Source organism: Pseudomonas sp. B7 (assembly GCF_016735645.1).
Lineage (GTDB): Bacteria > Pseudomonadota > Gammaproteobacteria > Pseudomonadales > Pseudomonadaceae > Aquipseudomonas > Aquipseudomonas glycinae.
This window is the reverse complement of the sequence record NZ_JAERRE010000005.1, coordinates 53,355-75,719: the sequence shown is the minus strand read 5'-3', so window position 1 is coordinate 75,719 and position 22,365 is coordinate 53,355. Positions and strand designations below refer to the sequence as shown.

Here is a 22,365-nt window from a genome sequence, read left to right as displayed (position 1 = left end):
CGTATATTCGGAAAACCATATGTACTGAAGGCATCCACATGCTCAACCCCGCCTCCGTTTTCAAATGCCTCGCCGACGAAACCCGCGCCCGGGCCACGCTGCTGATCACCCGTGAGGGTGAGCTGTGTGTCTGCGAACTGGTCTGCGCGCTGGACGACAGTCAGCCGAAAATCTCCCGCCATCTCGCGCAGCTGCGCACCTGCGGTCTGCTGCTGGATCGTCGTCAGGGCCAGTGGGTTTATTACCGGCTCAACCCTGATTTGCCCGCATGGATTCGCACGCTGCTTGAAACCACGCTCGCCGCCAACACCGTCTGGCTGGAAGAGAACAGCGCGCGGCTGGCGGCCATGGGCGATCGCCCGCTCAACACCTCTGCTTGCTGCTAAGCCTCAGGCTTTCGGGATTCCCATGTTTTTTGCTTTTGCCATTTTTCTATTCACGATTGTGCTGGTCATCTGGCAGCCGAAGGGGCTGGGTGTCGGCTGGAGTGCGACGCTCGGCGCGGTGCTGGCGCTGCTCAGCGGGGTTGTGACCCTGGGCGATATTCCCACGGTGTGGGGCATTGTCTGGAACGCGACCGCGACGTTCATTGCCGTCATTATCATTAGCCTGTTGCTCGACGAAGCCGGTTTTTTCCAGTGGGCCGCGTTGCACGTCGCCCGTTGGGCAAAGGGCGATGGCCGGCGTCTGTTCGTCTTTACGGTGTTGTTGGGCGCCGCCGTTTCTGCGCTGTTTGCCAACGATGGCGCGGCGCTGATCCTGACGCCGATTGTGATTTCGATACTGCTCGCCCTGCGCTTCTCGGCGGCTTCCACTTTGGCGTTCGTCATGGCGGCCGGTTTCATCGCCGATACCGCCAGCCTGCCGCTGGTGGTGTCCAACCTGGTCAACATCGTTTCCGCCGATTATTTCGGCCTTGGCTTCAGCGAATATGCCTCGGTGATGGTGCCGGTCAACGCGGTTGCCGTGGCCTCCACTCTGGGGGTGCTGTACTGGTTCTTCCGGCGTGACATACCCACACATTACTCACTGGATGACTTGCAGGATCCGCGACTGGCCATCCGCGACGGGCTGACTTTCCGGGTCGGCTGGATCGTGTTGGGGCTGCTCCTGATCGGTCTGTTCGCCCTGGAACCGCTGGGCATTCCCATCAGTGCGATTGCCGCAGTCTGCGCGGCGCTGCTGTTCGCGGTGGCGGCGCGGGGTCATGTGATTTCGACCCGGCGCGTGCTGCGCGAAGCCCCTTGGCAGATCGTGATTTTCTCGCTCGGCATGTACCTGGTGGTGTACGGGCTGAAGAACGCCGGGCTGACGGATTATCTGGCGACGGCACTGAATTATCTGGCCGGTACCGGGCTTTGGGGCGCGGCGCTGGGTACGGGATTTCTGACCGCCCTGCTGTCGTCCGCGATGAACAACATGCCGACGGTATTGGTGGGCGCGTTGTCGATCCAGGCCAGTGATGCCGTCGGCGTGATACGCGAGGCGATGATCTACGCCAATGTCATCGGCTCGGACCTGGGCCCGAAAATCACCCCCATCGGCAGTCTGGCGACGCTGCTCTGGCTGCACGTGCTGGAGCGCAAAGGGATCCGCATCACCTGGGGTTATTACTTCAAGACCGGCGTGGTGCTGACCCTGCCGATTCTGTTCATCACCTTGTCTGCCCTGGCCCTGCGCCTGAGCGTTTAACGCCTGTCTGGAAAGAGGAATCATCATGCGCGTTCTATTCATGTGCACCGCCAACAGCTGCCGCAGCATTCTCTCGGAGGCGATGTTCAATCACTTGGCGCCGGCCGGTTTCGAAGCAGTCAGTGCCGGCAGTTTCCCCAAGGGCGAGGTGCTGCCGCGCAGCCTGACCACGTTGCAGGCGGCCGGCATTTCCATCGCCGGGTTGAGCAGCAAGGGCAACGAGGCCTTCGAAGACAACCCGCCGGACATCGTCATCACCGTGTGCGACAAGGCCGCCGGGGAAGCCTGCCCGGTGTATTTCGGCCCGGCCCTGAAAGCCCATTGGGGGCTGGAGGATCCATCGGATGTGCGCGGTGATGAAGACACCATCGATGCCGCCTTCCGCGCCACCCTCGCCCGAATCGAAACACGCTGCCGGGCCTTCCTCGCCCTGCCCTTCACCCAACTTGACCGTGATGCCCTCAAGCGCGAGCTCGACCGCATCAGCACGCTGTAATCGGAGCCGACATGACCGACCTGCCCAACCTCGATCCTTCACTGGTTCAAACAACCACGCGTGACGAAGGCGCCCACAAGCCGCGCATCCTGTTGCTGTACGGTTCGACTCGCCCGCGCTCCTTCAGCCGTTTGCTGGTCGAAGAAGCCGCCCGCCTGCTGGAGCACTTCGGTGCCGAGACGCGAATCTTCAACCCTTCGGGTCTGCCGCTGCCGGACGATGCGCCGGGCGATCACCCGAAAGTCCAGGAACTGCTCGAACTGATGCAATGGTCGGAAGGCCAGGTCTGGTGCTCGCCGGAACGCCACGGCGCCATGTCGGCGGTGTTCAAGGCGCAGATCGACTGGGTGCCGCTGGCCCTTGGCGCGGTCCGCCCGACCCAGGGTAAAACCCTGGCGGTGATGCAGGTCTGCGGCGGCTCGCAGTCGTTCAACGTGGTCAATCAACTGCGCGTGCTCGGCCGCTGGATGCGCATGTTCACCATCCCCAATCAGTCATCGGTGCCCAAGGCTTATCTGGAATTCGACGAAGGCAACCGCATGAAACCGTCGGCGCTGTACGACCGGGTGGTGGACGTGATGGAAGAGTTGGTGAAATTCACGCTGTTGCTGCGTGATCGCCCGGAACTGGTGGATCGCTACTCGGAGCGCAAGGAATCGGCAGAAGAGTTGATGCAGCGGGTCAATCAGCGGTCGATCTGATGACCAGACCTCACAATAAAAAACCGGTGCGAACGTTCGCACCGGTTTTTTTTTCGTCGCCGGGTTACGGCTGGATGGAAGCATCGTCGCTTTGAGGTGACTTGTTTTCAGCGGGCAACCGTCGACGGCGCATCAGGCGATACGCCGCCGGTATGACAAACAGGGACAACAGCGGCGCCGTGACCATGCCGCCGACCATGGGCGCGGCGATGCGGCTCATGACTTCGCTGCCGGTGCCGCTGCCCAGCAGAATCGGCAACAGGCCGGCGATGATCACGGCCACGGTCATCGCCTTGGGGCGCACGCGTTGCACAGCGCCTTCGCGAATCGCCGCGACCAGTCCACGTTCAAAGTGGTCGCCGAGGCCTTCGCGCTCGGCCCAGGCGTTTTTCAGGTAGAGCAGCATGATCACGCCGAACTCGGCCGAAACCCCGGCCAGTGCAATAAAGCCAACCCCGGTCGCGACCGACAAGTTGTAGCCCAGCAAATACAGGAACCACGCACCGCCGCTCAATGCGAACGGCAACGTGGCCATGATCAGTAGCGCCTCATCGAAGCGAGCAAACGTCAGGTAGAGCAGCACGAAGATGATCAGCAGCGTGGCAGGCACTACCAGTTTCAGCCGCGCATTGGCCCGTTCCAGAAACTCGAACTGCCCCGAATAGCTCAGGCTCATACCGGGCTGCAATTTCACCTGTTCATTGACGGCGCGACGCAGATCGGCCACCACCGAAGCGATGTCCCGCCCGCGCACGTCGATGTACACCCAACCGGAAGGCCGGGCATTCTCGCTCTTGAGCATCGGTGGGCCGTCCGTGACCTTGATCTTCGCCAGCATGCCGAGGGTGATCTTACTGCCGGAAGGCGTGTAGATCGGCAATTGCTCCAGCGCGCCGGGCGAATCACGCCACTCTCGTGGATAACGGATGTTGATCGGAAACCGCGCCAGCCCCTCGATGGTTTCCCCGATGTTTTCCCCGCCAATGGCACCGGAGACGATGGATTGCACATCGCTGATGTTCAGCCCGTAGCGGCCGGCGGCGTTGCGGTCGATATCCACGTCGATGTAGCGGCCACCGGTCAGGCGCTCGGCCAGTGCCGAACTGACGCCGGGCACACCTTTGGCCACCCGCTCGACGGCCTGGGTCGCGGCGTCGATCTGGGCCAGATCGTTGCCGGCGACTTTCACGCCGATGGGACTTTTGATCCCGGTGGCGAGCATGTCGATGCGATTGCGGATCGGTGGAATCCAGATGTTGGTCAGGCCCGGCACTCGCACCACGCGATCCAGTTCTTCCACGAGTTTTTCCGGGGTCATGCCCGGACGCCATTGATCGTGGGGCTTGAATTGGATAGTGGTCTCGAACATCTCCAGCGGTGCCGGGTCGGTAGCGGTTTCCGCACGACCAGCCTTGCCGAATACATGCTCGACCTCGGGCACTGACTTGATCAGCCGATCGGTCTGCTGCAACAGTTGCGCGGCTTTTTGCGCCGACAAACCCGGCAAGGCCGAAGGCATGTACAGCAGATCGCCCTCGTCCAGCGGCGGGAGGAATTCGCCACCGAGCCGCGAAATCGGCCAGGCAGCGCTGACGAATACCAGCAATGCCACCAGCAAAGTGAATTTCGGCCGGCGCAACACCGCATCCAGCGCCGGTTGATAAATCCGGATCAACCAGCGGTTGAGCGGATTGTGGCGCTCATCCGGAATCCGCCCGCGAATCCAGTAGCCCATCAGCACCGGTACCAGCGTCACAGAAAGTCCCGCTGCTGCTGCCATGGCGTAAGTCTTGGTAAACGCCAGCGGGCCGAACAGCCGCCCTTCCTGGGCCTGCAAGGTGAACACCGGAATGAACGACAGCGTGATGATCAGCAAACAGAAAAACAGCGCCGGCCCCACCTCCGCTGCCGCGTCGGTCATCACCTGCCAATGGCGCTCGCCCTTGAGCGCCTGCCCCGGATTGGCCGCGTGCCACGCTTCGATTTTCTTGTGGGCGTTCTCGATCATCACCACCGCCGCATCGACCATCGCACCAATGGCGATGGCGATCCCGCCCAACGACATGATGTTGGCGTTCAAGCCCTGATAACGCATCACGATGAAGGCGATCAGCACGCCCACCGGCAACGAAATGATCGCCACCAGCGAAGAGCGCAAATGCCAGAGGAAGATCCCGCACACCAGCGCGACGACGATGAACTCTTCGAGCAGTTTGTGGCTGAGATTTTCCACGGCGCGATCGATCAGTTTGCTGCGATCGTAGGTGGTGACGATCTCGACGCCGGGCGGCAGGCTGCTTTTCATGTCATCGAGTTTGGCCTTGACCGCCGCGATGGTCTCGCGGGCGTTCTTGCCGCTGCGCAGGATTACCACGCCGCCGACGGTTTCACCCTGGCCATCCAGCTCGGTAATGCCCCGGCGCATGTCCGGCCCGGTCTGAACCGTTGCAACATCACCCAGGGTTACCGGTACGCCACCCACGCCGAGCTTTAGCGGGATCGCCCGAAAATCATCAAGCGTCTTCAGGTAGCCGGAAGCGCGCACGATGAATTCGGTTTCGGCCATTTCCAGCACCGCGCCACCGGTTTCCTGATTGGCCTTGCCGATGGCTTCGCGCACCTGCGCCAGAGTGATACCCAAATTGGCCAGCCGCACCGGATCGGGCTGCACCTGATACTGCTTGACCATGCCGCCAACGGTAACGACCTCGGCGACGTCGGGCAGGGTCTTGAGCTCGAACTTTAGGAACCAGTCCTGTAACGCCCGAAGCTGCGCCAGATCATGCCCGCCGCTGCGATCCACCAGCGCGTACTGATAGATCCAGCCGACGCCGGTCGCATCCGGACCCAATCCCGGTTTGACGCCGGCAGGCAGGCGACTCTGGATCTGGCTCAGGTACTCCAGCACTCGCGAGCGCGCCCAGTATTGATCGGTGCCGTCTTCGAACAGCACGTAAACGAAGCTGTCACCGAAGAACGAATAACCGCGTACGGTTTTCGCCCCCGGCACCGAAAGCATGGTGGTGGTCAGCGGATAGGTCACCTGATTCTCGACAATCTGCGGTGCCTGTCCGGGGTACGGCGTGCGGATGATCACCTGCACATCGGACAGATCCGGCAGCGCATCGATCGGTGTGTTCTGCACCGACCACACGCCCCAACCCGTGACGAACAGCATCGCCAGCAGCACCAGAAAACGATTGGCGACGGACCAGCGAATCAGCGCGGCGATCATGGCTGGCTCCCCGAAACGTTCCCGCCCGATTCAAGCGGCTCGGCGACGATGCCCTTGAGACTGGCCTCCGAATCGAGCAGGAACTGGCCGGACGTCACGACGCTCTGCCCTTCTGCCAGGCCCTCGAGGATCACCGTTCTGCCGTCGCTTTCCTGACCGAGGCGCACCTCCACCGGGCGATAGTGCCCCGCGTCCTCGGCGAGCATGACCAATGCCCGCTTGCCGGTGCGAATAACTGCCTCGCTGGGCACCGACAAACTGTCTTGCCCGGTCGATCGGTTCAACCGCACTTGCGCCGTCATCCCCGGCCGCAATCGGCCGTCGGCATTGGTCAGCTCAACCCTGACGCGCAGGGTTCGGCTGTCCGGGTTGGTGTCCGGCAGAATCGCGCTGACCGTTCCGTTGAATACTCTGCCGGGAAAGGCCGGCAGGCGTGCTTCGACGGCCTGCCCCACGGCAACCGAACCGGTCTGCGATTCCGGCACCGCCACAGCGAGCCAGACACTGTTCAGCCCGTTGACCCGCGCCAGGGTTTCACCGCTCGCCACGGTCATGCCCGCCCGCACATCGAGTGCTTGCAGCACACCGCCCAAAGGGCTGGTGACCGTCAGTTCGGACTGCACCTTGCCGCTGCGCTCCACTTGAGCAATCAAGCTTGCTGGCATCCCGGTCAGCCGCAAGCGCTGGCGCGCCGCCGCGATCAGGTCGGCATCGCCGCTGCGTCTGAGCGCCAGAAACTCGCTCTGGGCCGCCGTCCATTCCGGCACAAGGATATCGGCCAACGCCGCGCCAGCCGTCAGCACATCCCCCGGCGCTCGGGCGTAGACCCGCTCGACAAACCCATTGGTGCGCGCCTGGATCACCGCGACATCGCGCTCGTTGAACCCCAGCACACCGCTCACATCGAGGCTTGAGGTGAAGGCGCCGCGACTGACCGGCGCCACACGCAGACCGAGGTTCTGACTCAGCCCCGGATCAATGCTGACGGTCGCACTGCCCTCCTCGCCGCTGGCGTATCGGGGCACCAGTTGCATGTCCATGAAGGGTGACTTGCCCGGTTTGTCGAACTTCTGCTGCGGGTACATCGGGTCATACCAGTACAAGGCCTTGGGCTCAGTGCTCGGCGCAGGGGCTGAAGCCGCTACTCCGTTCATTCGCTGATAGGCCAATCCGTAACCGCCACCCACGCCCACCGCCAGCGCGAGGCCGGCCAGCCACACGCCGTTCCATTGTTTACGGTTCACAGGCTGGTCTCCCCATAAGCGAAATGCAGACGCGCAGCGGTCAGCGCGCGTTGTTCTTCCATGTCGATCTGTTTGAGGCGGGCCTCGATGAGTTCGCGGCGGGCGCTGACCACCGCGTTCAAATCGCCCTGGCCGGCGCGATAACTGGCCAGGCTCAGATCGACTTTCTCTCTGGCCAGCGGCACCAGGCTTTCTTCGGTGCGGCGTACGGCCCGATCGAGGCGCTGGTAATCGGCCAACTGGTTTTCCAGTTGTTCGGTGTGCTCGCGGGACAGGGCCTCGCGCTCGGCTTGCAGTTGGCTGACCTCGGCCTGTCTGGCGGCGATTTTCGGGTTCTGCCGCGTCTCGGGAAACAGCGGCAGATCCCAGGAAAACTGCACGCTGACCATGTCGCCAAACTCGCGCCCCCGGTGCTGGTAATCCACCTCCCAGCTCCAGTCGGACTTTTTCTCGGACACCGCCTCTTGCACCCTGGCCTGGGCTTCGCGGGTCATGGGCGCGAAAGCAGCGAGTTCGGGATGGTGTTGCAGTTGATGATTGAAGGTCGAGGCATCGACCGACCACACGGGCAAACCGCCTTCGGGCTTGTCGTTGGCGGCGCTGCCGATCCAGCGTTTGAGCGCGGCTCGGGCCAGGGTACGCTCGAGGGTCAGGTTGTCCTGTTGCTCGGCGAGTCGGGCCGCTTCCTGCTTCGGCGTCACCGCGTCGGCAGGTTGCGCGCGGCCACCGGCGATCTGCGCCCGGACGGTCTCACTCAGCAGGCGATTTTCCTTGAAGAGATCCCGGAACAGCGCTTCCTTACGCTCGACCGAATAGCCGCTGATCCACGCCAGCGCTGTCGCCTGACGCACCTTCAAACGCTCGACCCTGCGCTCGGCCGCCGCGCGCTCAATAGCGGCGTCGGCAACTTCGATGCGCGCCTTGCGTTTGTCTGCGTTGGGCATCTCCTGCCGGTAACCGACCATCTGCATGGTCATGAAGTCCTGATCGACGCTCCAGCGATCCGGGCCGCCCACGGGGTAGTTCTGCAAACCGAGCAACAGCTTGGGATCGGGCAACTCGCCCGCCGGAATGGCCGCGCTGCTGGCGGCCTGGATTTTCTGATCTTGTGCGGTCAGCGACGGCGCATTGTTTTCGGCCAGCCGCAGCGCTTGATCGAGTGTCAGCGCGGTGGCGAAACCCGGCCACGCGAGCACGCTTGCCGCAAGGCCGGCCACCAGAGGCCAACCCGTGCAATTGCACTTGAATGTCATGTTTACGATTCCTGTGATCGTCCACTGCGCGCGGCGTAAAACACGCGCACAGCTAAATCACTCCGCCTGGGCGGAATGAGCTTCGAGGGGGGACAGGAATCAGGTGCGGGGCGGTCGCCAGACCCCGGATGGGGCCGCTAGCGGCAGGGAATCACTGAAGAACGAATGCGTGACAGGGCTGAAAACGGTAACGGGCGGCTTGAGGATCGCGACTTGCAGCAAGCCGCCGGTCTTGCACTCCTGGCCGGGTTTGCAGGGGGAGCCATGGTCGGCAGGATTCTTCATGTCCTGGCAGCAATCCATGTTCATGCCGTCCATCATCGCCATGCCCATGGTTTGCATCGGGCACGGTTCTGTCGGTGCCTGCACGCCCGCCATCCCGCTGAGGGGAAGCGCCAGGCTGATCAGGAAAACGAGACAAAACCGCAGATAGCGTTTCATGGCCGGGAGTCTAGTCGTGAAAACGGGCGCCTACAATCGGCTGCCCGGCGATCTCACCGGACACGCATTAAGCCAGGATTAGCAGCAGAAAATGATGCAGCAGGCGCCCGATCACCTAACCTCAATGCTTGTGTGATCAACCGGAATCGCCCAGTCCCATGCGTAATGCATTGAAGTCATTGATGTTCATCGCTTTGATCCTGCTCGGCTCGGGGTTCGTGGCGGTGTCGGCCGCCGACTTGCCCGGCACACCCGATGTCAGTACCGGCGCCCCGCTCCCCGGCGTCACGCAAAGCGATCTGCAAGCCTTGCAACTGCGCCTCGACGGACTCAAGCAGCAGATCTCGTCCGCCAACAATTACAACCAGCTCGAAGGCCCGCAGGATCGGGTGCAGACGTTCATTCTGGACATTGATCGACTGTCGGCGTCGCTGTTGCCGCAGCAGGCGCAACTGGCCGTGCAACTGGGCGTGCTCGGTGCCGCGCCGGCCGAAGCGGTCGCTGCCGAACAAGCCGATATCGCGGCGCAGCGGGCGACGTTGATCGAGCAAAAAACCAAAGTCGATACGGCGTTGAAGAACCTCGCCATCCTCAAGCAAAGCGCCACGGAGCTGATCACCCAGATCGCCGGTATCCGCCGCACCTTGCTCGAAAGCGAACTGACGCTCAGCACCGACAGCATTCTGAATCCCGGTTTCTGGGCTCCCCTTGTCAATCCGTCAGCGGACGACCGCCAGCGTCTGCGATTTTTCGTCGAACAGGTGCAACAGACCGGTGCCGAAGCCTGGCAACCCGGCCAGCGTTTTTACACCGCCCTGCTGGTGGTGCTGGCCTTCGTCGTCTGGACGCTGGGCCGGCGGCTGGCCGATCGCTGGCTGGCGTGGGTGTGCATTCACCGCATGCCGGAGGGGCGACTGCGCCGCAGTTCGCTGGCGTTCGCCTCGGCACTGGCGACACTCGCGACCACCGCCATCGCCCTGCAACTGCTCTATTACGCCTGCACCCGTCACGTGCCGTTGCCGCCGATGCTGGCGACATTTTCCGATGAGTTCGGGAAAGTGGTTTATGCCTGCGTGTTGATCACAGGGCTCAGCCGCGCCCTGCTGTCCACCGAGCATCCGTCGTGGCGCTTGCCGGCGGTGGCTGACGAGGTGGCAAACGCGCTGCAGCCATTTGCGCGGATCCTCGCCGCCGCGCTGCTGGTGCTGGTGACGGCGGTGCAGGTCAGCAATGCCTCCGGCATGAGCAGCCAGATCGTGCTCGCAGGCCGAGGCATCATTGCGCTGGTGGTGCTGGTCATCGTCACAACGTTGCTGATGCGCGTCGGTAAAGTGCGCAAAGTGTTGGCGGCGGCCGGGGATACGCAGGTGGCGGGCAACACGTTTGCCGGGGTGATTTACACCGTGGCCACCCTGGCCATGGTGCTGTCGTTCGGCACCCTGCTGACGGGGTATGTGTCGCTGGCGCGGTTCATCACCTACGAACTGGTCTGGGCGTTTATCGTGTTTTCCGGGTTTTACCTGCTGATGCAGTTGCTCAAGGACAGCTGCGAGTACTTCTTCTCGCCCCGCCACTCCAGCGGCAAGGCGCTGAAACAGCTGCTGGGGGTCGGCGACCGGCGTCTCGAACAGGCCTCGACCCTGCTGGCCGGTTTCGGTCGGGCTGCGCTGCTGCTGTTGGCCGTCATCACGCTGTTTGTCGGCGGGATCGGCACCACCCTGGGCCAACTGGCCAACAACATCGGCACGATCCTCGGCGGCGCCGGCCTGCGCAAACTGAACATCGTCCCCGGCCATTTGCTCAACGCGATGCTGGCGCTGCTGATCGGCATCTACCTGATCCGCGCCCTGCGCCGCTGGCTCGACAACGAGTTCCTGCCCAAGACCGACATGGACCCGGGCATGTGCGCCTCACTCAGCACGCTGTTTTCCAACATCGGTTATGCGGTGGTGATCCTGCTGACCCTGTCATCGCTGGGCGTGCAGTGGACCAACCTGGCGTGGATCGTCAGCGCCCTGTCGGTGGGCATCGGCTTCGGCTTGCAGGAGATCGTGAAGAACTTCGTCTCCGGGCTGATCCTGCTCACCGAACGGCCGGTCAAGGTCGGCGACCTGATCAGCATCAGCGGCGTCGAGGGCGACATCCGCCGGATCAACGTGCGCGCCACCGAGATCCAGCTCAGCGATCGCTCGATCGTGATCGTGCCCAACTCGCAACTGATCTCGCAGAACCTGCGCAACGTCACCCTCGGCGGCAGCGCCCAAGGCGTGGCGACGCTGGAGCTGATGTTCCCGCTGGACATCGACCCCGAACAGGTGCAGAACCTGCTGTTCGACACCTACAAGGAACACGAAACCATCCTCGAGAAACCGGCGCCGTTCGTGCGCTTCAGCAAGCTGACGCCGGACGGGATTACGTTGACGGTGACCGGCTATGTTGCGAGCCCGAGGATTGTCGGGACGACCAAGAGTGATCTGTTGTTCGAGATTCTCAAGCGGCTGGGGGCAGCGGGGATTGAGCTGGCGAAACCGCCGAGTACCTGAGGAAAAACCTGATGGGGCCTGTACCGCTGCGCGCCTGCTTGATCAGGCCTCAGGGGTGTCAGTTGACTCTGGAACCACTTCAGTCGCCAGTTTCAAACGATCCGCCTTACTGATGTACCTCGGCTTGTTGCTCTTGGGTGCCAGTTTGGCGTTGGCCTTTCTGGATTTTTCCTTGAAGAGCTGTTGCAGTTTTTTCTGACGGTTCATGGTGTTTTTTGGCCTGCTTGAAAGTGGTTGGATGATATCAGCGTTGGGCGTGCTTCACCCCAGCACGTCAGTGATCCAGCGCACTTGCTGCGTCAGATCCTGCACCTTGCGCTCGCAAACGCCATGCCGTGCCCGCCCAAAATTAGCCAATGTCTGCTGCTTGTGCCGCAGCCGGTGCTGCCACTTACTGACAAACGCCGGACTGCGTGCCTGCAACTGCAGCGGCCCGAAGTACAGTTCCTCGGCGGTATAGGAAACCGGCCCGCCCCGCTCGGCCACGATGATTTCGTAGTCGAAGCGGTTCTCCCGAAGGATTTCCTCACAGAGGATTCGGTAGTCGTTGTCCATCAACCATTGGCGCAGCGGTTGCTCGCCGCCGTTGGGTTGCAGGATCAGGCGTTCGCGACCGCTCAGGCGCGCCTTGCCGGCTTCGAGGATGTCGCGGATGGTTTCACCGCCCATGCCACACACGGTAATTGCCGTGATCCCGTCTTCCGGTTCGACGGCCATCAAGCCATTGGCCAGGCGCACGGTGATCTGCTGCTCAAGATCGTTGTCGCGCACGGTGCGTTGCGCCGAACGGAACGGCGTCTCGGCCATCTCGCCCGCCACCGCCGCCGCGATCGCGCCACGGCGCATCAGGGCCACTGGCAGGTAACCGTGATCCGAGCCGATATCGGCCAGCCGCGCACCGGCGGGCACCTGCGCCGCCACCCGCTCCATGCGCATGGACAATGTCTGTTCGTTCAACCGCAACCCCTTTCACTCTGAACGCCCGGCACTGGTGGCCGGATCGGGGCGCGATTCTGGGGGGCAACGGCTGGCAATTCAAATTTATGTGACCAATCGCGATGCCTAGACCAACACCGTCAACCAAGCCGACAGCAACAACAAAAACGCCAGCCCGGCATTCATGCGCCTTAACGCCCTTGGCGACCCGAAGAACCGCGCACTGCCCACGCCCAGCAGTGCCCACGCTGTCATGCACGGCAGGCAAACCAACAGAAACACGAAAGACAACAGCAGCATCCGCGCGCTGTCATCGCCGTTTCCGCCAAACACACTCACCACCGCCACGGCCATCATCCACACCTTGGGGTTGATCAATTGCAGGCCGGCGGCGCCGAATACGTTGAAACCGTCATCATTCGACGTTGAGGACTCCAAAGATGGCGGCGTGCTGCGAAAGATCTGCCACGCCAGCCAGCTCAACCACAACACGCCGGCCCAGGCCATCGCCTGTTGCACAAGGGGATAGCGCAACAAGGTTTCTCCCACGCCGAGTCCGACCACCAACACCACCAGCGCCGCCGACACACAGGCACCGAAGATGATCGGCACGGTGGCTGTCAGACCGCGTCGCGAGCTGTGGCTCATCACCAGAATATTGGTCGGCCCCGGGGTGATCGAGGCAACGAATGAAAACAGCAGAAAAGGCAGCAACGATTCCATGACAGGGCTCCCGAATCAAAACAGGAGACCATGGTCGCGGTTGCGCAGGGTTCAGTCTGGAAGGTTTGAGCAGCGCTTGCGGTAATCCGCCGGTGTCAGGTGATAGGCACGGCGGAACCAGCGCCCGAGATGGCTTTGATCGGCGAAACCGAGGGCGCTGGCGACGGTGGCGGGGGTTTCGCCACGCGCCAGCAACTGGCGGGCGCGGGCCAGGCGCAACTGGATCAGATACGCATGCGGCGCCAGTCCGAAAGCGGCCTTGAATGCACGGGTCAGACGAAAGCGATCGACCCCGCAGGCCTGGGCCAGGTCGTCCAGCCCGATGTCCTCAAAGGCATGAGCATGCAGATAGTCCCGCGCCACCTGGGCCACGCGTGGCAGGCGCGGATCGAACGGTTGTCGCTTGCGCCAGTCGAGGTGGGATGTCAGCGCGCCGAGCAAGGTGTCGATGGCGGTCTGACGCACGATGCGCAAGTCGCCTTGATGCAGGGCGTTGAAGGCCTGATTGATGGCCGTGGACAGGCGCGAATCCTGACTCAGGGTATCGGTGAACCCGAGCTGGCTGTTGTCCGGCGCATGCTCGAACAGCACGCGCAATTCACGCTCCAGCCAGTGCGGGTCGAGGTAGAGCATGGAATAGGTGAAGCCCTCCTCCGTCGGCGCGTGCCCGTCGTGGATCTCCCCCGGCTCCAGCATGAAAATCTTGCCCGGCGTACTCAGATGGCGCACGCGTCGGCAATGAAACTGCTGCACGCCCTGCTCGGTGACGCCCACCAGAAAGCTGTCATGCCAGTGCGGATCGTAGGCATGTCCCTGAAAGTGGGCACGAATCGACTCGATCCCGGTGTCGGCATCCTGGGACAGCTCGATCCAGTTGCGTTTGTCCACGCAAGGCTCCGAAGGCAGTGGTTGTTCGTCAAGGACGTCTACGTTACCGCGACTTTGCCGATGGGTTTAGAACATTTGTGCACGTGAGCCAGGCAGACCACCCAGCAAATTTAATGAACCCTGAGTGCCACGGCCCGCCTAAGCCAAAGACCATCAGGAGGTAGCTCATGCAAATTGAAACCACGTGGATCGTACTGGCCGTCGTGCTTTTGCTCATCGAATTGTGGGCGATCAACCGGGTGCGCAAGAGTGAGGGGAAAGCCAGCAACAAAGGCGTCTGGATCGTATTGATCGTATTTGTGCCGCTGTTCGGGCTGATCGCCTGGGCACTGGCCGGGCCCAAGCACGTCACTCAGGCCTGAAGCCCAAGGTCAGCGAGAGCCCCGAACATTCGGGGCTTTTTGTTGGCCGCTGGTTTGTATCGCAGTGTGTACGAACGCCTCCCGGATACATGCCCGCGCATCAGCCAGCGGAAACGGAAACAGCGCAGATACGTGGCCAGTCTTTAATGGGCTCCAGATTCGAAGGGTTCAGCCAGAACCCGGCCCTCGCCGATCATAAGGAGACTTGCCATGAAGCACGCACCACACGCCACCGTCACCACCGGGAAAAACCGTCGTCGCCTGCTGGGCCTGTCGATTCTCGCCACCGCGCTGCTGCAATTCGGCGCCTTCGCCCAGGCACAAACCGCAACGTCCGATCCGGTCAAGACCGAAGCCGCCAGCGTCAAAGCGGATTTGCCCTTCGGCCCGCTGAAACACGTTAAGGCCGGCCTGCTCGACGTGGCCTACGCCGAAACCGGCCCGGCCAATGGCCCGGTGGTGATTCTGCTGCACGGCTGGCCCTACGACATTCACAGCTACGACGACGTCGCGCCGCTGCTGGCGGCCAAGGGTTATCGGGTATTGATGCCATACGCCCGGGGTTATGGCGACACGCATTTCCTGTCCGACAAGACCGTGCGCAACGGTCAGCCGGCGGCGCTGGCCAGTGACGTGATCGATTTCATGGATGCGCTGAAGATCAAGCAAGCCGTGCTCGGTGGCTACGACTGGGGCGCGCGCTCGGCTGACATCGTTTCGGCGCTGTGGCCGGAGCGGGTCAAGGCGCTGGTGTCGGTCAGCGGTTACCTGATCGGCAATCAGGCCGCCGGCAAGAACCCGCTGCCGCCCAAGGCCGAACTGCAATGGTGGTATCAGTTCTACTTCGCCACTGATCGCGGTGAAGCAGGCTACGCCAAGAACACCCATGATTTCGCCAAGCTGATCTGGCAACTGGCATCACCGAAATGGGCCTTCGACGACGCCACGTTCGACCGCAGTGCCAAGGCGTTGCAGAACCCGGATCACGTCGCCATCACCGTGTTCAACTACCGCTGGCGTCTGGGCCTGGTGCAGGGTGAAAGCCAGTACGATGCGCTGGAACAGAAACTCGCCACCGCACCGTCGATCAGCGTGCCGACCATCACCCTGGAAGGCGATGCCAACGGCGCACCGCACCCGGCGCCCGAGGACTACGCCAAACGCTTCACCGGCAAATACCAGTTCCGCCTGATCAACGGCGGCATCGGTCACAACCTGCCGCAGGAAGACCCGAAAGCCTTCGCTCAGGCGATCATTGACGCCGATCACCTCTGAAGCGGCACGCCAGACGGCTCGTCATTTGACGAGCCGTTTTTCCTTGGACGGGCGATAACCGAAATAGGCGCTATAGCACTTGCTGAAATGACTCGGCGAAACGAATCCGCAGGCCACCAGCACGTCCACCTGCGACAGCTCGGTGTGTTGCAGCAGGCGCCGGGCCTCGGTGATGCGCAGTTCCATGTAATAACGCTGCGGCGTGGTGCCCAATTGTTCCTTGAACAGCCGCTCCAGCTGACGTCGGGAACGCCCGGCATACACCGCCAGTTGTTCAAGCTCCAACGGTTCTTCAAGATTGGCGTCCATCAGCTTCACCACTTCACGCAACGGCGCGCTGACGCAGATGTTCTCGGTCGGTTTGATCCGCCGGTAGCGCGATTCCTCGAACGCCAGAATGTCTTCGATGCCTTCGACCAGCGCCTTGTCGTGCAGGCCCTTGATCCAGTCCAGCGCCATGTGGAACGCGCCGGACGGACTCGACGCCGTCAAACGGTCGCGGTCGATCACGTAGGGCTCGCTGCTGACCTGGGTCGCCTTGGAAATTTCCGCCAGCGCCGGCCGATGCTCCGGGTGAATCGCACAGCGGTAGCCTTCCAGCACCCCTGCCCGACCCAGGAACCACGCGCCGTTCCACAACCCGGCCAGTATCACGCCCGCCTCGGCGGCCATTCTCAGCAGGTTGATGAATTCGTCGCTCGCCTTCAGTTCCGTGCGGTAACCGCCGCAGATCACCAGCAGATCCAGTTCCTGCAACACGCTGGTTTCCAGACGCGAGTCCGGGCGGATCACCAGCCCCAGATCGCTGATCACTTCGCCGTCGCTCAGGCCAAAGGTGCGCGTGGAAAATAGACCGGGGCGCAGCAGATTGGCGGTGACAAGAGTGTCCAGCGCCTGAGTGAAGGCCGGCAGGGAAAAATGCTCCAGCAGCACGAACCCGGTGCGGGTCATGCGTCCCGGCCCGCTGGCGGGCTCGTTCAGGTAGCGAAGGTTCTTGCCCTTCATGCCACCGCTGAATTGGCGTCGTTCGATCAAGGTGGGGTCCATCGTTCGTTGTTATGCCGCCATGCTAACCGGCGCCGCAGCAAATTACTCGCGAACGACGCAAGCACTGCAGGGAACGATCAGCCTGAACGAATTTGCCTGCGTCCCAACGTCGCAGGCCCGGCACCTTGGCAAACGCTGCACAAGGCTTAAAATCGCGCCTCCTCTTGCAGTCGCCCGACCGGCGCCTGCCCGCAGCCATGACAACCCTCAGGTTTGAACAGCCGGCCACTTCCACGAAGCGCGCCAGGCTCAATCGTCCTGCCCGTTCGGCGGTCGTTTGTCTTCAACACACTTCGGCTTGGCACTCGCATGCGCAGAGGCGCACGTTCCGCTGTTCGATCACTTGAGGTTTTTATGACACCGCGTTTGCTGGCCATGGCGCTGGCGCCCCTGCTCGGGCTGTTCATTGTTGCGCTGGGCAACGGCTTTCTGTCTTCTTTGACCACCCTGCGTTTGGGCGCTGCCGGCGAATCGGCGACGATGATCGGCATCGTGTCCTCGGCCTATTTCATCGGCCTGACGCTGGGCGCGATCTTCAACGACCGGCTGATCCTGCGCATCGGCCACATCCGCGCCTACAGCAGCTTCGCCTCGCTGATCGCCGCGACCATCCTGTTGCAAGGGCTGTTTTATGACACCTGGGGCTGGGTCGTGCTGCGCCTGATCAACGGTTGGGCCACGGTCGGTGTATTTCTGGTGATCGAGAGCTGGCTGCTGCTGGCCGGTGACGCGAAGATTCGCGGCCGTCTGCTCGCGTTGTACATGATCGTTCTCTACGGCGCCGGCGTGCTGGGTCAGGCGTTTTTGGGAAAAATCACCGGGCTGGGCGACACCGCGCCGTTCATGGTCGCCGGCATGCTCGCGACCCTGTCGGTGCTGCCGATCGTGATCCTGCCGCGGGTTTCACCGCTGCTTGAACAGGTCGAACCGCTCAAGCCACGGGCGCTGCTGGGCGTGTCGCCCACCGGTCTGGTCGGCTGCTTCGGCTCCGGCGTGACCATCGCGGCGATCTACACCCTGCTGCCGCTGTACCTGCAACGCATCGGCCTGAACGTCGGCGAAGTCGGCAGCATGATGGCGTGGACGATCCTCGGCGCAATGCTGCTGCAATACCCGGTCGGGCGCTGGTCCGACCGCAAGGATCGCCTGCAAGTGCTGACCGTGCTCTGCGCCGCGTGCACCGTTCTGTCGCTGGTGATCGTGCTGGTGCCGCTGTCCTCGGCCCTGCTCGCAGCGATGCTGTTCCTGCTGGGTGGCGGCGTGTTCGCGCTGTACCCGGTTGCGGTCAGCCACGCCGCCGACCGTGCGCCGGTCGAAACCCTGGTGCCGATGATTCAAGGCATGCTGCTGATCAACTCGCTGGGCTCGGCGATGAGCCCGCTGCTGATCTCCCCGGCGATGAATGCCCATGGCGAAACCGGCCTGTTCTGGGCCTTCGCGCTGGTCAACCTGGCCATGGTGACGTTCTTCTTCTGGCGTCGCGGCAAGCGTCCGGTGCCGGCCAATCCGGCGCCGTTCGCAGCAGCGGCGACCTTCTCGCCGACCGGTGCAGAGCTGCGGGTGACCGAGGATCTGCGTCAGGCGGCGCAGGAGCATCCGCCGATGGTCGATGCGTTGAGCGGCGAAGCGGCGCCGCAGACAGGATCGCGCTACGAAGCCAGTTGAGTTTCTGGCAGGCATAAAAAAACCGGTGACTTTCGTCACCGGTTTTTTATTGCCTCTGAATCAGTGCGGCGCGCGCGGGATCGTTTTCATCAGATCCTCAGGGCTGATATGCCCCACCACACTGCCCGGCTGCGGCAGATTCAGGATGTGGCCCTTCATCTTGCCGATCACGTGCATCTCGCACGGTTTGCAGTCGAACTTCAGGGTCAGCACTTCGTCGCCATGAATCAGCTGCATCGGCGCGACTTTGGTTTTCACGCCGGTCACGCCTTTGGCCTGTTTCGGGCACAGGTTGAAGGAGAACCGCAGGCAGTGCTTGGTGATCATCACCGGCACTTCACCCGCCTCTTCGTGGGCCTCGTACGCGGCGTCGATCAGCTTCACGCCGTGACGGTGGTAGAAGTCGCGAGCCTTCTGGTTGTAGACGTTGGCCAGGAACGACAGATGCGCCTCCGGATACACCGGCGGTGGCGTGGTCTCTGCCTTGCGCGAACCGCGCGGATGAGCGGCAACGCGCGCGGCGGTCAGCGCTTCGATCACTTCACGACGCAACGACTTGAGCTGCGAGTTCGGGATGAAGAACGCTTGCGGCGCATCGAGTTTGATCGAGGTCGCGTGGTACTCGGTGGTGCCGAGTTGGCCAAGCAGATCGTGCAAGGTCTCCAGCGCCTGCTCCGGTTTGTTGGCAGCGCCAAACGGGCCTTCCAGCGCAACACTGGCGCTGATGCCCTCTTCACTGGTCACGGTCAGTTCCAGACGTTCCTCACGCAGCTTCGCCAGCCAGCTCACGCCGATCCGACGCTCGGCGGAGGTCTTGAGCAAGGCCTGCTGCCAGTTGTGGTCGAGGTTGCGGTTCAGCGGGTGGTTCGGGCGCAGCTTGTACAGGCCTTCCGGCATCTCGTTCGGCTCGACACGGTAGCGGTAGCGCTTCTCGCCTTCTTCCTCGAACTCGCCCTTGGCTTCGGCGATGTTGGCGCGGAAACCCACCACTTCGCGCTTGACCAGCACGTTGAGGCCGTCGCCATTGGACAGCGGCTCGTGGGTGATGACCTGCATGTCACGCTTGCCGACTTTCTCGACCACGCCCACCGCCAGACCGGTGAAGGTCGGCGAATCGAACGCGCCGATGTCGATCTTGCGCTTGCTGACGAAGTAGTCGGTGCTGCCACGGTGGAAGGTCTTTTCCGGGTCCGGCATGAAGAAATGCGCAGTGCGCCCGCTGGAAGCGCGGGCCAGGTCCGGGCGGTCGTTGAGCACGTCGTCCAGGCGCTGGCGGTAATAGGCGGTGATGTTCTTCACATAGCCCATGTCCTTGTAGCGACCTTCGATCTTGAACGAACGCACACCGGCCTCGACCAGTGCGCGGATGTTGGCGCTCTGGTTGTTGTCCTTCATCGACAGCAGGTGTTTTTCGTAGGCGATCACGCCACCCTTTTCGTCTTTCAGGGTGTACGGCAGGCGGCAAGCCTGAGAGCAGTCGCCCCGGTTGGCACTGCGCCCGGTCTGCGCGTGGGAAATGTTGCACTGACCGGAGAACGCCACGCACAGCGCGCCGTGAATGAAGAACTCGATAGCGGCATCGGTTTCATCGGCGATCGCGCGGATTTCCTTGAGGTTCAGTTCACGGGCCAGCACCAGTTGCGAAAAACCGGCCTGATCGAGGAACTTGGCCCGCTCAAGGGTGCGGATATCGGTCTGGGTGCTGGCGTGCAGCTCGATGGGTGGAATGTCCAGCTCCATCACGCCCAGGTCCTGGACGATCAGCGCATCGACGCCGGCATCGTACAACTGATGGATCAGCTTGCGCGCCGGCTCCAGTTCGTTGTCGTGCAGGATGGTATTGATGGTGGTGAAGATGCGCGCGTGATAGCGACGGGCAAATTCCACCAGTTCGGCGATTTCGCTCACCTCGTTGCACGCGTTGTGGCGCGCGCCGAAGCTCGGGCCGCCGATGTACACCGCGTCGGCGCCATGCAGGATGGCCTCGCGGGCGATGGCCACGTCACGGGCGGGGCTGAGCAGTTCCAGGTGATGTTTGGGCAAGGACATATATAGTTTTTAGTCAGGCTGTCACGGTCGAGGCGCGCATTGTAGCCGCGAAACGCGTGGGCGGCACGCCTGTGCTGCCGGGTGGCTGTTTTCAACCCGTCACGATCAGATCGCTCCCACGCGGACCGTCACCGATCGTTCCCACGCTCCGCGTGGGAATGCAGCCCCGGGATGCTCCGCGTCCCTTCCAGAGCCGAACGCGGAGCGTCCGTTGAGGCATTCCCACGCAGAGCATGGGAACGATCAATCCGGGGCTGAATCAGGCCTTCGCAGCCATCGCAGTCACTTCCACCTTCATCCCCTCAACGGCCAGCGCCGCCACGCCAACCGCCGCGCGCACCGGCCATGGCTTGGCGAAGAAGCGCTTGTACACCTCATTGAACGCAGCACGATCAGCCATGTCGGTCAGATAAATGGTCAGGTGCAGCACCCGATCCATCGAACTGCCGGCCTTTTCCAGCGCCACTTTCAGCGCCTGCAACGTGCATTCGCTTTGCGCGGTGACGTCGCCCAGTTCCAGGCTGCCGTCGGCACGGGTCGGAATCTGGGTCGACATCAGGATGCCGTTGAATTCGGTCACGTCCGAAGAGATCGAGTCTGCATCCGGGTCCGGGGTGTAGGTGATGTCTTGGTTGGCCATGGGAAAGTCCTTCGCTGGCAGTGAGGACGGCGCCATCGCGCGCCGTTTCGGGCGGCCAGTTTACAGACCCGGTCGCCGGTGGGAAGTCCCGACGCGGTGTGTCAGCCCTGCGCCAGTATCCGCCGCAGCTCCAGCGCATTGCCGATTGCCGAGCCGCTGGCGGTGTTGTCAAAGATGCACCACGTTTCGACGCCGTCCTTTGCAGCCACCTTCAAGTCGCCGGCGAGCCTTTCCAGATACGCCGAATCATAGGGGCTGTGATAAATCCGTGGCGAACCGTGCAGCCGCCAGTAGCGCACGCCCGGCCAGCCGCACGGAGCTGCATCGGTGCTGATTCGCGAGGGATCGACCACCGCTTGCGCGATGCGATACGCCATCAACAGCAGTTTGGCGGCGGCCCAGGATTCGTGGCGCGGCTCCAGCACGACGGCCCCGGAATAGCGCTGACGCAACGCGATGAAAAAGGCCTCTGCAAGCGCTTCGTCAAACGTCAGCGACGGCGGCAACTGCAGCAGCAGGCAACCCAGATGATCACCCAGCCCCGAACACTGCTTGAGAAAGGCATCGAGCTCAGATTCGCAGTCCCGCAGGCGTCGCTCATGGCTGATCGACTTTGGCATCTTCACGCAGAAGCGAAATCCGTCCGCCACCGACTCGGCCCATCGGGCATAGGTTTGCAGCTTGTGCGGACGGTAAAAGGAGCTGTTGATTTCCACACCATTGAGCAGCGCGGCATAGCGTTGCAGGTGAGTGCCCTGCTCCGGGAAGTCCGGCCAGTATTCGCGGGGCAGGCTCCAGCCGGCGCAACCGATGAAGATCGACGACGCAATCAAAACAGCACCCTGGCCGCTTGGATTGGTTTACCCATCAGGAAACTGGCGAGCAACCATTTGAACAGGGCTGATTCGTTCAGCGGATGCAGGTCGATGTGCAAGTCTCGGGCGTTGATGGTTTTGGTCATGCAGCTTTTGAGCGAGGGGCGGCGTGATGAGTGCGGGGCTGGCGACGAATGGCTTTGGGGCGTAAAGCGTCAGGCTTCTCCTCCTTGGGTGAGGATCAATAAACAGGTTTGAATCACGCCGTTTAAAGACATGTCGGAATGCGTCCGGATGCCTACAAATCCTTGCGCCAGAGCCTACCGCTACGCCAGAATCCGCCGGCTTGTGCGCCTTGGG

Annotated in this window: 21 protein-coding genes; 8 read left to right on the top strand and 13 right to left on the bottom strand. The window is 62.5% G+C overall.

Annotated features, from left to right (window positions below):
- Positions 1–38 precede the first annotated feature (38 nt).
- Genes JKA62_RS13345 through arsH form a run of 4 tightly spaced genes read left to right on the top strand, consistent with a single transcriptional unit; the run spans position 39 to position 2,889 of the window.
- Complete coding sequence (locus tag JKA62_RS13345; protein WP_011333823.1) at positions 39–386, top strand: metalloregulator ArsR/SmtB family transcription factor; 348 nt, start codon at positions 39–41, stop codon at positions 384–386.
- Positions 387–408: 22 nt separating this feature from the next.
- Complete coding sequence (locus JKA62_RS13340; protein WP_201818157.1) at positions 409–1,692, top strand: arsenic transporter; 1,284 nt, start codon at positions 409–411, stop codon at positions 1,690–1,692.
- A gap of 25 nt (positions 1,693–1,717) precedes the next feature.
- Positions 1,718–2,188, top strand: coding sequence for an arsenate reductase ArsC (locus tag JKA62_RS13335; protein ID WP_201818155.1), 471 nt, complete (start codon positions 1,718–1,720; stop codon positions 2,186–2,188).
- An 11-nt stretch (positions 2,189–2,199) separates the two neighbouring features.
- Positions 2,200–2,889, top strand: a complete 690-nt coding sequence (gene arsH / locus JKA62_RS13330; RefSeq protein ID WP_201818153.1) for an arsenical resistance protein ArsH — start codon at positions 2,200–2,202, stop codon at positions 2,887–2,889.
- 64 nt (positions 2,890–2,953) lie between these two features.
- Here arsH and JKA62_RS13325 read toward each other — a convergent pair whose 3' ends face one another.
- From JKA62_RS13325 to JKA62_RS13310, 4 genes are all read right to left on the bottom strand, one after another.
- Complete coding sequence (locus JKA62_RS13325) at positions 2,954–6,124, bottom strand: efflux RND transporter permease subunit (protein WP_201818148.1); 3,171 nt, start codon at positions 6,122–6,124, stop codon at positions 2,954–2,956.
- A complete protein-coding gene (locus JKA62_RS13320) occupies positions 6,121–7,368 on the bottom strand; it encodes an efflux RND transporter periplasmic adaptor subunit (RefSeq protein WP_201818145.1) in 1,248 nt (415 codons plus the stop codon). Before JKA62_RS13320 ends, JKA62_RS13325 begins: the two co-directional genes overlap by 4 nt.
- Complete coding sequence (locus JKA62_RS13315; protein ID WP_201818142.1) at positions 7,365–8,621, bottom strand: TolC family protein; 1,257 nt, start codon at positions 8,619–8,621, stop codon at positions 7,365–7,367. Before JKA62_RS13315 ends, JKA62_RS13320 begins: the two co-directional genes overlap by 4 nt.
- 99 nt (positions 8,622–8,720) lie before the next feature.
- Positions 8,721–9,062, bottom strand: coding sequence for a hypothetical protein (locus tag JKA62_RS13310; protein ID WP_201818139.1), 342 nt, complete (start codon positions 9,060–9,062; stop codon positions 8,721–8,723).
- 158 nt (positions 9,063–9,220) lie between these two features.
- Here JKA62_RS13310 and JKA62_RS13305 point away from each other — a divergent pair, with 158 nt between their 5' ends.
- Entirely contained in the window at positions 9,221–11,605 is a 2,385-nt protein-coding gene (locus tag JKA62_RS13305; RefSeq protein WP_201818136.1) for a DUF3772 domain-containing protein, read from the top strand.
- A 42-nt stretch (positions 11,606–11,647) separates the two neighbouring features.
- On the opposite strand, the gene JKA62_RS13300 is transcribed toward JKA62_RS13305, so the two are convergent.
- The 4 genes from JKA62_RS13300 to JKA62_RS13285 all read right to left on the bottom strand — a co-directional run bounded on the left by JKA62_RS13300 (position 11,648) and on the right by JKA62_RS13285 (position 14,152).
- Positions 11,648–11,812, bottom strand: coding sequence for a DUF2986 domain-containing protein (locus tag JKA62_RS13300; protein ID WP_201818133.1), 165 nt, complete (start codon positions 11,810–11,812; stop codon positions 11,648–11,650).
- Between the two features lie 54 nt (positions 11,813–11,866).
- The gene (locus JKA62_RS13295) at positions 11,867–12,562 is read right to left on the bottom strand and encodes a tRNA (adenine(22)-N(1))-methyltransferase (RefSeq protein ID WP_201818130.1); all 696 of its coding nucleotides are present in this window, start codon (positions 12,560–12,562) and stop codon (positions 11,867–11,869) included.
- A 105-nt stretch (positions 12,563–12,667) separates the two neighbouring features.
- Positions 12,668–13,264: a LysE family translocator gene (locus tag JKA62_RS13290; RefSeq protein WP_201818127.1), complete on the bottom strand. Its 597-nt coding sequence runs from the start codon at positions 13,262–13,264 to the stop codon at positions 12,668–12,670.
- Between the two features lie 51 nt (positions 13,265–13,315).
- On the bottom strand, positions 13,316–14,152 hold the full coding sequence (locus JKA62_RS13285) for an AraC family transcriptional regulator (protein ID WP_201818124.1): 837 nt from the start codon (positions 14,150–14,152) through the stop codon (positions 13,316–13,318).
- 167 nt (positions 14,153–14,319) lie between these two features.
- On the opposite strand from JKA62_RS13285, the gene JKA62_RS13280 reads away from it, so the two are divergent.
- Together JKA62_RS13280 and JKA62_RS13275 are read left to right on the top strand one after the other, a co-directional pair.
- Positions 14,320–14,514: a PLDc N-terminal domain-containing protein gene (locus tag JKA62_RS13280; RefSeq protein WP_041475233.1), complete on the top strand. Its 195-nt coding sequence runs from the start codon at positions 14,320–14,322 to the stop codon at positions 14,512–14,514.
- A gap of 210 nt (positions 14,515–14,724) precedes the next feature.
- A complete protein-coding gene (locus JKA62_RS13275) occupies positions 14,725–15,789 on the top strand; it encodes an alpha/beta fold hydrolase (RefSeq protein ID WP_201818121.1) in 1,065 nt (354 codons plus the stop codon).
- Between the two features lie 21 nt (positions 15,790–15,810).
- Here the strand turns inward: JKA62_RS13275 and JKA62_RS13270 are convergent, their stop codons facing one another.
- Positions 15,811–16,836, bottom strand: coding sequence for a GlxA family transcriptional regulator (locus tag JKA62_RS13270; RefSeq protein WP_201818118.1), 1,026 nt, complete (start codon positions 16,834–16,836; stop codon positions 15,811–15,813).
- A gap of 354 nt (positions 16,837–17,190) precedes the next feature.
- On the opposite strand from JKA62_RS13270, the gene JKA62_RS13265 reads away from it, so the two are divergent.
- Positions 17,191–18,501: an MFS transporter gene (locus JKA62_RS13265; RefSeq protein ID WP_201818116.1), complete on the top strand. Its 1,311-nt coding sequence runs from the start codon at positions 17,191–17,193 to the stop codon at positions 18,499–18,501.
- A 60-nt stretch (positions 18,502–18,561) separates the two neighbouring features.
- Here JKA62_RS13265 and JKA62_RS13260 read toward each other — a convergent pair whose 3' ends face one another.
- The 4 genes from JKA62_RS13260 to JKA62_RS28930 all read right to left on the bottom strand — a co-directional run bounded on the left by JKA62_RS13260 (position 18,562) and on the right by JKA62_RS28930 (position 22,151).
- The gene (locus tag JKA62_RS13260) at positions 18,562–20,550 is read right to left on the bottom strand and encodes a peptidase U32 family protein (RefSeq protein WP_201818114.1); all 1,989 of its coding nucleotides are present in this window, start codon (positions 20,548–20,550) and stop codon (positions 18,562–18,564) included.
- A 259-nt stretch (positions 20,551–20,809) separates the two neighbouring features.
- Entirely contained in the window at positions 20,810–21,190 is a 381-nt protein-coding gene (locus JKA62_RS13255) for a RidA family protein (RefSeq protein ID WP_065261325.1), read from the bottom strand.
- A gap of 101 nt (positions 21,191–21,291) precedes the next feature.
- Positions 21,292–22,023, bottom strand: a complete 732-nt coding sequence (locus JKA62_RS13250) for a DUF72 domain-containing protein (RefSeq protein WP_201818112.1) — start codon at positions 22,021–22,023, stop codon at positions 21,292–21,294.
- Positions 22,020–22,151, bottom strand: a complete 132-nt coding sequence (locus JKA62_RS28930; protein ID WP_373423148.1) for a hypothetical protein — start codon at positions 22,149–22,151, stop codon at positions 22,020–22,022. Before JKA62_RS28930 ends, JKA62_RS13250 begins: the two co-directional genes overlap by 4 nt.
- Positions 22,152–22,365: the final 214 nt, after the last annotated feature.

What these genes read in the sequence shown, in the direction of transcription:
- JKA62_RS13255 (WP_065261325.1), bottom strand. Translation starts at nt 21,190, where the DNA reads ATGGCCAACCAAGACATCACCTACACCCCGGACCCGGATGCAGACTCG.
- JKA62_RS13260 (WP_201818114.1), bottom strand. Translation starts at nt 20,550, where the DNA reads ATGTCCTTGCCCAAACATCACCTGGAACTGCTCAGCCCCGCCCGTGAC.
- JKA62_RS13265 (WP_201818116.1), top strand. Translation starts at nt 17,191, where the DNA reads ATGACACCGCGTTTGCTGGCCATGGCGCTGGCGCCCCTGCTCGGGCTG.
- JKA62_RS13290 (WP_201818127.1), bottom strand. Translation starts at nt 13,264, where the DNA reads ATGGAATCGTTGCTGCCTTTTCTGCTGTTTTCATTCGTTGCCTCGATC.
- JKA62_RS13325 (WP_201818148.1), bottom strand. Translation starts at nt 6,124, where the DNA reads ATGATCGCCGCGCTGATTCGCTGGTCCGTCGCCAATCGTTTTCTGGTG.
- JKA62_RS13345 (WP_011333823.1), top strand. Translation starts at nt 39, where the DNA reads ATGCTCAACCCCGCCTCCGTTTTCAAATGCCTCGCCGACGAAACCCGC.
- arsH (WP_201818153.1), top strand. Translation starts at nt 2,200, where the DNA reads ATGACCGACCTGCCCAACCTCGATCCTTCACTGGTTCAAACAACCACG.
- JKA62_RS13300 (WP_201818133.1), bottom strand. Translation starts at nt 11,812, where the DNA reads ATGAACCGTCAGAAAAAACTGCAACAGCTCTTCAAGGAAAAATCCAGA.
- JKA62_RS13270 (WP_201818118.1), bottom strand. Translation starts at nt 16,836, where the DNA reads ATGGACCCCACCTTGATCGAACGACGCCAATTCAGCGGTGGCATGAAG.
- JKA62_RS13340 (WP_201818157.1), top strand. Translation starts at nt 409, where the DNA reads ATGTTTTTTGCTTTTGCCATTTTTCTATTCACGATTGTGCTGGTCATC.
- JKA62_RS28930 (WP_373423148.1), bottom strand. Translation starts at nt 22,151, where the DNA reads ATGACCAAAACCATCAACGCCCGAGACTTGCACATCGACCTGCATCCG.
- JKA62_RS13280 (WP_041475233.1), top strand. Translation starts at nt 14,320, where the DNA reads ATGCAAATTGAAACCACGTGGATCGTACTGGCCGTCGTGCTTTTGCTC.
- JKA62_RS13310 (WP_201818139.1), bottom strand. Translation starts at nt 9,062, where the DNA reads ATGAAACGCTATCTGCGGTTTTGTCTCGTTTTCCTGATCAGCCTGGCG.
- JKA62_RS13305 (WP_201818136.1), top strand. Translation starts at nt 9,221, where the DNA reads ATGCGTAATGCATTGAAGTCATTGATGTTCATCGCTTTGATCCTGCTC.
- JKA62_RS13275 (WP_201818121.1), top strand. Translation starts at nt 14,725, where the DNA reads ATGAAGCACGCACCACACGCCACCGTCACCACCGGGAAAAACCGTCGT.
- JKA62_RS13315 (WP_201818142.1), bottom strand. Translation starts at nt 8,621, where the DNA reads ATGACATTCAAGTGCAATTGCACGGGTTGGCCTCTGGTGGCCGGCCTT.
- JKA62_RS13335 (WP_201818155.1), top strand. Translation starts at nt 1,718, where the DNA reads ATGCGCGTTCTATTCATGTGCACCGCCAACAGCTGCCGCAGCATTCTC.